This is a genomic window from Sphingopyxis sp., from assembly GCF_035565275.1.
In the GTDB taxonomy this organism is placed as follows: domain Bacteria; phylum Pseudomonadota; class Alphaproteobacteria; order Sphingomonadales; family Sphingomonadaceae; genus Sphingopyxis.
Map to the genome: position 1 here is coordinate 1 of NZ_DATMST010000268.1, position 8,229 is coordinate 8,229.

8 protein-coding genes are annotated in these 8,229 nt (G+C 66.2%); 4 read left to right on the forward strand and 4 right to left on the reverse strand.

The features are described 5' to 3' along the window. The coding region (locus tag VN047_RS17885) for a ParB/RepB/Spo0J family partition protein (RefSeq protein ID WP_325545058.1) at positions 1 to 826 on the forward strand (826 nt) is incomplete at its 5' end. A gap of 73 nt (positions 827 to 899) precedes the next feature. Here VN047_RS17885 and VN047_RS17890 read toward each other — a convergent pair. Next, positions 900 to 1,283, reverse strand: coding sequence for a glycine zipper 2TM domain-containing protein (locus tag VN047_RS17890; RefSeq protein WP_325545060.1), 384 nt, complete (start codon positions 1,281 to 1,283; stop codon positions 900 to 902). 264 nt (positions 1,284 to 1,547) lie between these two features. Here VN047_RS17890 and VN047_RS17895 point away from each other — a divergent pair, with 264 nt between their 5' ends. The 3 genes from VN047_RS17895 to VN047_RS17905 are packed head-to-tail and all read left to right on the forward strand — an operon-like array spanning position 1,548 to position 5,362. Beyond that, on the forward strand, positions 1,548 to 3,083 hold the full coding sequence (locus tag VN047_RS17895) for an NAD(P)/FAD-dependent oxidoreductase (protein WP_325545062.1): 1,536 nt from the start codon (positions 1,548 to 1,550) through the stop codon (positions 3,081 to 3,083). A 24-nt stretch (positions 3,084 to 3,107) separates the two neighbouring features. Then, positions 3,108 to 3,539 (forward strand): GtrA family protein, encoded by a 432-nt coding sequence (locus tag VN047_RS17900; RefSeq protein ID WP_325545064.1) that lies wholly within the window; start codon positions 3,108 to 3,110, stop codon positions 3,537 to 3,539. Further along, positions 3,536 to 5,362, forward strand: coding sequence for a hypothetical protein (locus VN047_RS17905; RefSeq protein WP_325545066.1), 1,827 nt, complete (start codon positions 3,536 to 3,538; stop codon positions 5,360 to 5,362). The genes VN047_RS17900 and VN047_RS17905 overlap by 4 nt, the downstream gene beginning before the upstream one ends. 10 nt (positions 5,363 to 5,372) lie before the next feature. Here the strand turns inward: VN047_RS17905 and msrB are convergent, their stop codons facing one another. The 3 genes from msrB to VN047_RS17920 form a co-directional block, all read right to left on the reverse strand. Continuing rightward, a complete protein-coding gene (msrB, locus tag VN047_RS17910) occupies positions 5,373 to 5,858 on the reverse strand; it encodes a peptide-methionine (R)-S-oxide reductase MsrB (RefSeq protein WP_325545068.1) in 486 nt (161 codons plus the stop codon). Positions 5,859 to 5,901: 43 nt separating this feature from the next. Further along, positions 5,902 to 7,149, reverse strand: a complete 1,248-nt coding sequence (locus VN047_RS17915; protein WP_325545070.1) for a cytochrome P450 — start codon at positions 7,147 to 7,149, stop codon at positions 5,902 to 5,904. Between the two features lie 87 nt (positions 7,150 to 7,236). Beyond that, a partial coding sequence (locus tag VN047_RS17920) for an ABC transporter permease (RefSeq protein ID WP_325545072.1) occupies positions 7,237 to 8,229 on the reverse strand: 993 nt, incomplete at its 5' end.

Sequence of the window (8,229 nt, forward strand, 5' to 3'; positions counted from 1 at the left end):
GGCCCCGGCGGCGTCCGGCGATGCCGTCCAGCACATCGGGGTCGGCTCGATCAGCCCGCTTCCCGGACAGCCGCGCCGCCATTTCGATGAAAATGCGATCGCCGAGCTTGCCGACTCGATCGGGCTGCGCGGATTGCTGCAACCGATCATCGTCCGCCGGTCGCCCGGCGGCGAGGGGTATCAGCTGGTCGCCGGCGAACGACGCTGGCGTGCGGCACAGCGCGCGGGGCTGCACCAGATACCCGCGCTCGTGCGCGAGCTCGACGACGCCGCGACCTACGAGATCGCGCTCGTCGAGAATATCCAGCGGCAGGACCTCAACGCGATCGAAGAGGCGAGCGCCTATCGCCGCCTGATCGAGGATTTCGGGCATAATCAGGAAGCGCTTGCCAAGCTGGTCGGCAAGTCGCGCAGCCATGTCGCGAACCTGATGCGCCTGCTCGACCTGCCCGCCAGCGTGCAGGCGCTGGTCGGCGACGGATCGCTCGCGATGGGCCATGCGCGCGCGCTGATCGGGGCGGCCGATGCTGAAGCGATAGCTCGCCGGGTCGCGAAGGAAGGCCTGTCGGTCCGCACGGTCGAGGCGCTGGTGCGCGCGGGCCGCGACGGCGGTGCGGCGCGCAAGGAAGCGGCGCTCGAATACAAGAGCGCCGATGGCGGGCGCGACCCCGACATCATCGCGGTCGAGCGGCATCTATCCGAACTGCTCGGTATCGGCATCGCGATCCAGTATGCGGGCGGCGGCAAGGGCGCGCTGACGCTGAAATTCGCGTCGCTCGACCAGCTCGACATGATCTGTCAGCGGCTCTCGGGCGAATCGATCTGATCGCCGGCGCTGGTTGACCAGGCGGACCGCCGCTCACGTCAGGCGCAAGGGACGGTCCGCAGTCTTCGCCCGATCAGCAGCGGCGGCCGCCGCGATCGACCTCGCGGCCGAGCAACGCACCCGCCGCTCCGCCGATGATCGTGCCGGGGAGGCGATCGCCATAGCGGTCAACCTCGCGACCGAGCAGCGCGCCGGCGGCACCCCCGACAATCAGGCCCGTCGTGCCGCTGCCGCGCCGGCAGTCGTAATAGCGGCGGTCGCGATGGTGGCTGCGCCGGTAGTCACGACGATAATCGCGCCGGTAGTCGCGGCGATAATCGCGATACCGGTCATTGTCGCGGTGTCCGTAGTAGCCATGGCGGTGGTGGCGATCACGCGCGTCGGCCTCGACGGGAAGCGCGGCGAGTGCGCTTGCGCCGAGTAGCGCGGTCAAGGCCAGTTTCTTGAGCAGGAACATCCATTTTCTCCATCTTGGTCCCTCGGGCCAGATTAGGAAATGAAAGATGGCGCCCCGCTGAACTGACGCGGCGCGAGAGGGGGCGTGGCATCGGCTCGGCCAGCTTTCGGGGCGGTCCGTCGTGCGGCCTGCGACGATCGGTTCGCGTCCGGTTTGCGCGCCGTGACCGGCACGCGGGCACAAAACCATCGCGCCATTAACCGGTTTTTATCCATATTTGCCGCAAGGCGACAGGCAGCAAACCGACCGGTGTGGGGGAATCCAGTGACGAGCGCCCAAGTTTCGAAAAGCCGCGCGACGAGCGTCGATGTCGCGATCATCGGCGCCGGCCCGGCCGGTCTGACCGCGGCCTATCAATTGACCCGACAGGGTTACAGCGTGACGGTGATCGAAAAGGATCCGGTCTATGTCGGCGGGATCAGCCGTACAGTCGAGCATGAAGGGTTCCGTTTCGATATTGGCGGCCATCGCTTTTTCTCGAAGAGCCGCGAAGTCGTCGACCTGTGGAACGAGATTCTGCCCGACGATTTCATCGAGCGCCCGCGAATGAGCCGCATCTATTATGAGGGCAAATTTTACAGCTACCCGCTGCGCGCATTCGAGGCGCTGTGGAATCTGGGTGTCGTGCGTTCGACGCTGTGCATGGCGAGCTATGCGCAGGCGAAGCTGTTTCCGAACCGGAAGGTGCGCAGTTTCGAGGACTGGACGATCAACCAGTTCGGGCGGAAGCTCTATTCGATCTTTTTCAAGACCTATACCGAGAAGGTGTGGGGCATGCCGTGCAACGAGATGTCGGCCGACTGGGCCGCGCAGCGCATCAAGGGGCTCAGTCTCGGCGGCGCGGTGCTCGACGGGCTGAAGCGCAGCCTCGGGCTCAACAAGCGCCCGAACGACGGCATGGCGACCAAGACCTTGCTCGAAACCTTTCGCTATCCGCGGCTCGGCCCCGGCATGATGTGGGATGCGGCGGCGGCAAAGGTCGTCGCGGGCGGCAATCACGTACTGATGGGGCACAGCTTCAAGCAGCTGACGCAGGACCAGCGGACCGGCCGCTGGCGCATGACCGCGAACGGCCCCGACGGTGATGTCGTGATCGACGCAGGCCATGTGATCAGCTCGGCGCCGATGCGCGAGCTCGCCGCGCGGATCCATCCGCTTCCCGCATGCGCGCTGAACGCCGCACCGAACCTCAAATATCGCGACTTCCTGACCGTCGCGCTCAAGATTCGCTCGGAGGACCTGTTTCCTGACAACTGGATCTATATCCACGACAGCAAGGTGCAGGTCGGCCGGGTGCAGAATTTCCGCAGCTGGTCGCCCGAGATGGTGCCCGACCCGGCTATTGCATGCGTCGGGCTCGAATATTTCTGCTTCGAGGGCGACGGGCTCTGGTCGTCGAGCGATGACGATCTGGTCGCGCTGGCCACCAGGGAAATGGCGATCCTCAACCTCTGCAATCCCGAAGATGTCGTCGGCGGTGCGGTGGTACGGCAGGAAAAGGCCTATCCGGTCTATGACGATGACTATGCCGCGCATGTCGAGACGATGCGCAGCGAACTCGAAGCGCGCTATCCGACGCTGCATATGGTCGGGCGTAACGGCATGCATCGCTACAACAATCAGGATCACGCGATGATGACCGCGATGCTGACGGTGCGCAACATCGTGGCGGGCGAGCGCCTCTATGATATCTGGGGCGTCAACGAGGACGCCGAATATCACGAGAGTGGCACCGAAGGCGAACAGGCCGCGCTGGCGTCGGTTCGCGATGTTCCCGCGCGTGTGTCGAAGGCGGCGTAGGGCCTTGGCCGGGGGATCGGTGCGATGCAACCCGTCACCAGACTGATAAGTTCGGTCCGGCGCGGCGAAATTCGCTGGCTGAACTATCTGCTCGCCAGCGTGCTCGCGCTGGCGAGCGACGCCGGGCTGTTCCTGATGCTGCTCGACGCCGGGCTGTCACCGATGTCGGCGTCGGCGACAGGCTATTGCGCGGGGATTCTCGTCCACTGGATGGTATCGAGCCGGCTCGTTTTCGCCGACGGCGCCGCGGCGCGGGGCACCGGGGAGCGGCATCGGCAGAAGCTGCTGTTCGTCGCCTCGGCGCTGGTCGGCCTGACCGTTACCACCGCGATCGTCGGCGGCGGCAGCGCGCTCGGTCTCGACCCGCGCCTCGCGAAGCTTCTCGCGATCGTCATCAGCTTCCAGACGACCTATTTGCTGCGCCGTCATATCGTGTTCCGGGCGGCCGCCGCGTGACCGGGGCGCCGGTAGCCGACCGCGTCGCGCGCGCGACCTGGCTGACCCCGATACGCATCGCGCTGATCCTGTGGACCGCGATCAGCCTGATCGCGATCGTCGGAAAATGGCATGCGATCGGCGTGCTCGAACTGGGTGATACCGACGACGCGATGCGGATGGCGCAGGTGCGCGACCTTCTCGCCGGACAAGGCTGGTGGGATCTCAATCAATATCGCGTCAATCCAGCGGGCGGCGGTGTGTTGATGCACTGGTCGCGCATCGTCGATGCGCCGCTGGCCGCCGGTATCCTGCTGCTGAAACCGCTGTTCGGGCAGGCGCTGGCCGAACGTATCGTGATGACGCTCTGGCCGCCGTTGCTGGGTGCGGCGCTCAGCATCGCGTGTGTGCTCGGCTATCGGGATCTTTCCGACCGGCGAATCGCGTGGGTCGTTCCGCTGTTCCTGATCCTGTCGGGGTTCGTCGTGATGCAGTTTCGCCCGCTGCGCGTCGATCATCACGGCTGGCAGATTTTCCTTGCGATGCTGATCATGGGACAGGCGCTGCGGCCCGCGACGTGGCGGGCGGGCCTGATCGCCGGCCTTTGCGCCGCGGCGTTGCTCGCGGTCTCGATCGAAGGATTGCCGATCGTCGCGCTGTTTGCGGGGCTCGCCGCGCTGCGCTGGGCCCTGTACGGGCGCACCGGGGACCGCGCCCGCATGGGCGGCTATATGCTCGCGCTCGCGGGTGGCGCGATCCTGTTCCAGTTCGTAACCCGCGGACCTGTCGGGCTCGCCGGCACCTGGTGCGATTCGCTTTCGGCCCCCTATCTGGCGGCATTCGTCGGTGCGGCGGCGGTGGTTCTGGCGGCGGCGCGCGCGAATCCCGCGCAGCGCGTGACGCGCTTCGCACTTCTTGCCGGCGCAGCGGGTCTCGCGGCGGGAGCGCTGGTCTGGACCGAACCGCAATGTGCGAAAGGACCCTTTGCCTCGCTCGATCCGATCGTCGTCAAATACTGGTACCGGAACGTCCTTGAGGGCCAGCCGCTCTGGGCCTCGCTTCCCTTCGACGCGATTTTCGTCCTCACGCCCTCGCTCGTCGGGCTCGCCGGGTCGCTGCTTGCCTGGCGCGGCAGTGTCACCGCCGGGGACCGCCGCAACTGGGCGACAGTGATCATCGCACTGCTCGGCGCGGCGGCACTGTCGCTGCTCGTGCTGCGCAGCGTGTCGACCGCACATGTCTTTGCGTTGCCCGGCTGCGCTTGGCTGGGCCTGCGCGCATGGGAACGGGCGCGCGCCATCCCGTCGGCATTGCCGCGGATCCTTGCCTCGGCCGCCGCCGGTCTGACCCTGCCGTTGCCCGGCAGCATTGCGGCGGCGATCATACTCGGCGCCCTTTTTCCGGCGCTCAAGCCCGACGAGAAAGAAGCCGTAGTGCTGGCGCCGATCGAGCGAACCTGCCTCGACAGCGTGGCGCTCGCGGGGCTCGGCCAGCTGCCGCCGACGACGATCCTGACCCCGATCGACCTGGGTGCCCCGCTGATCTTCTGGACACGCCACAGCCTTGTCGCCAGCGGTCATCATCGTAACAGGGAGGCGATGGCCGATACGATCCGTGTGTTCGTTGGCGACCCGGCGCAGGCCGAGGCGCTCGTCCGCAAGCAGCAGGCGTCACTGATCGTCTTTTGCCGGAGCGCCGCCGATTTCGACCAGTATCGCCGCGCGCGCAAGGATGACCTTGCCGCCCTGCTCTACGCCGGTAAGCCCCCCGCCTGGCTCGAAGCGGTGCCGATCGGCGAGAAAAGCGGCTTGTCGGTGTGGCGGGTCAGACCTGCGGCGCGGTGATACCGAAGCGTCAGGCGGGGCGGAAGCTCAGCGCGGCGCCGTTCATGCAATAGCGTTTCCCGGTCGGCTTCGGCCCGTCGTTGAAGACGTGCCCCAGATGGCCGCCACAGCGGCTGCAATGCACTTCGGTGCGTGCATAGCCGAGATCATGGTCGGTCGAGGTCGCGATGCCGCCCTTCAGCGGCGCCCAGAAGCTTGGCCAGCCGGTGCCGCTGTCGAATTTGGTCCGGCTCGAATAGAGCGGCAGCGCGCAGCCGGCGCAAAGAAACGTGCCGGCGCGCTTTTCCCTGTCGAGCGGGCTGGTGAACGCGCGCTCGGTCGCAGCCTCGCGCAGCACGCGATACTGGAGCGGCGACAACCGCTTCTTCCACTCGGCTTCGCTGAGTTGCCAGCCGGCCTGCGCTTTCGGGCGCGCCGATCTGGCGAAGAGCATCGGCGCGCCGATGATGGCGCCGCCGAGGGCGAGTCCGCCGAGAAGATGACGACGTTCGATCATATTCCCGATACGTATGCCTTCACCGGATGGTTACAAGCGGGCGTCAATATTTCGCGATTTGCACCGGCAGCGAACGGAAGCCGTGGACGAAGCAGGCGTGGACGCGTTCGGGATCGCCGACGACATTCACGCGCATGCGCCGTGTGGCCATTTCCTCGAGCAGGATGCGCAACTGGAGTTCGGCAAGCCGCGCGCCGACGCAGCGGTGGACGCCGTAACCGAATGACAGGTGGCGCCGGGCGTTTTCGCGGGTCAGGTCGAGATCGTCGCCCTGATCAAACACGCTTTCGTCCCGGTTTGCCGACAGGTACCAGAGGATGAGCTTGTCCCCTTTTTTGATCTGGTGCCCGAAGAGGTCGGCGTCGGCGATCGCGGTGCGGCGCATATGCGCGAGCGGAGTCTGCCAGCGGATGATCTCGCTGACCGCGTTGGGAATGAGCGACGGATCGGCTTCGAGCCTCGCGCGCTGTTCGGGAAATTTGTCGAGGCCATAGGCGAGCCCCGACATCGTGTTGCGCGTCGTGTCGTTGCCGCCGACGATCAGCAGCACGAGGTTCCCGATGAATTCATATTTGTCCATGTCGCGCATCGCTTCGCTGTGCAGCATCATCGACAAAAGGTCGGGGGTCGGCGGCTGGTCGAGCTTTTCCATCCACAGCCGCTGGAAATAGACGAAGGCTTCCTCGAGCACCGCGCGGCGTTGTTCTTTGAGCTCGGGTTTCTGCGCGAGTTCGACGTCGCCCATCCAGTCGGACCATTCGGTGAGCTTGCGGCGATCTTCCCACGGGAAATCGAAAAGCAGCGCGAGCATCTGCGTCGTCAGTTCCATCGACACGCGATCGACCCAGTCGAATGTCTCGCCCCACGGCAGTCCGTCGAGCACTTCGCCGGTGCGGTGGCGGATATCTTCGGACAGCCGCGTCATTTCTGCGGGCGTGAAGGCGGGGGCGACGGTGCGGCGCTGGTCGGTATGCTGCGGCCGGTCCATCGCGATGAACATCGGCAGGCGGAAATCCTCGTCCTCGTCGCGTTCGAGGATCGTGATGCCGCCATATTCCCACGAGGAGCTGTAGATGTCGGGGAGCGCCTCGACATGCTGGATCGCCTGATGGCTCGCGATGTTCCAATAGGGACCGTGGACGCTGTCCTCGCACTTCACGATGCCGCCGAGCTTGCGGATTTCGGCAAAGGGTTCCTGCCAGCGATCCTCCGAATAGAGGGCGGCGGGGCTCATGTCATGGGCGTGGGTAACAGGCTGTGGGACGGGCTGGGGCTTGGCTGCAGTCGCCATCGGGCATCCTCTCTTGGCAAGGGACTCGCCGCGACGTTTGCCGCCGTCGTCGAAATCAGTTGCAGAATGCCACTGCTAACAGCTTTGTCAATGAGGCGGCGACGGGTCGGGCGCCGCGGCGGTTTTGCCCCTCCAGAATTTCCAGCTGCCGCCGCCGCCGAGCACGCCGGCGCGGAACAGGCGTACCGAAACCCAGATGACGAGCGCGACCCAGATCGCCTGCCAGCCCAGCGCGAGCAGATGGACCGCCTTGGTATCGTCGGTCGCCGCGCGTGCCGCCATCGCGAGCGGCGAGGAGAAGGGGAAGATTTGCGCAAAGCGGGCGAGGCCGCTGCCCGGCGCGCTCGCGGCCGCCGCCGACAGGCTGAACATCCCGACCTGGAAGATGGTGATCGGCAGGCTGAGCATCTGGATTTCGCGCACGGTCGAGGCCTGCGCGCCGATTCCGAGAAAGACCGCGCCGAGGAGAAGGAAGGAGAGGACGAAATAGACGAAGCCGATGCCGAGGAAAAAGGGCCAGCCCGTCGCGGGCGTCGACGCGAGCGCCGCCGCGGCCCTGCCCGCGCCGTCCGCGGCAGCCAGTTGCCCCGGATCCGACAGCAGGGCCGCGATCAGGCCGCCGCCCATGGCCAGCACGACCCAGAAAGCGATGAAGAGCACCGCGACGCCGAGAAAGCCGAGCAGCTTGCCGAGAAAGACGCTTTCGAGCGGCACGGCGGCGGCGAGAATCTCGATCACCTTGTTGCCCTTTTCCTCGGCGAGCGAACTCACCGTCTGGCCCGCGAGGAGCAGGGTCAGGAGGAAGATGACGAAGACCGCGCCGAAACCGAGCGACTGCTGCACCGCAATGCTGGTGCCGCCGCTCGACAGCGCCTCGAAACGGGGCGTGACGGGCGGCAGCGGGCCCGCGGCGCGTGCGCGTTGCACCTCGCCCGCGAGAAGCGCGAGATAGCGGCCCGATCCGCTGTCCTTCTCGCGTTCGACGATATGCGGCGTGGCGAGGTTGCCGCTCATCACCGCATAGGTGTCGCTGCCCTTTTCGCGCGCGATCGCGACGGGATCGGCGGCGGGGGTTGCAAC

Excerpts from the sequence above, each read along its gene's own strand:
- VN047_RS17890 (WP_325545060.1), bottom strand. The coding sequence starts at position 1,283 with ATGTTCCTGCTCAAGAAACTGGCCTTGACCGCGCTACTCGGCGCAAGC.
- VN047_RS17900 (WP_325545064.1), top strand. The coding sequence starts at position 3,108 with ATGCAACCCGTCACCAGACTGATAAGTTCGGTCCGGCGCGGCGAAATT.
- msrB (WP_325545068.1), bottom strand. The coding sequence starts at position 5,858 with ATGATCGAACGTCGTCATCTTCTCGGCGGACTCGCCCTCGGCGGCGCC.
- VN047_RS17915 (WP_325545070.1), bottom strand. The coding sequence starts at position 7,149 with ATGGCGACTGCAGCCAAGCCCCAGCCCGTCCCACAGCCTGTTACCCAC.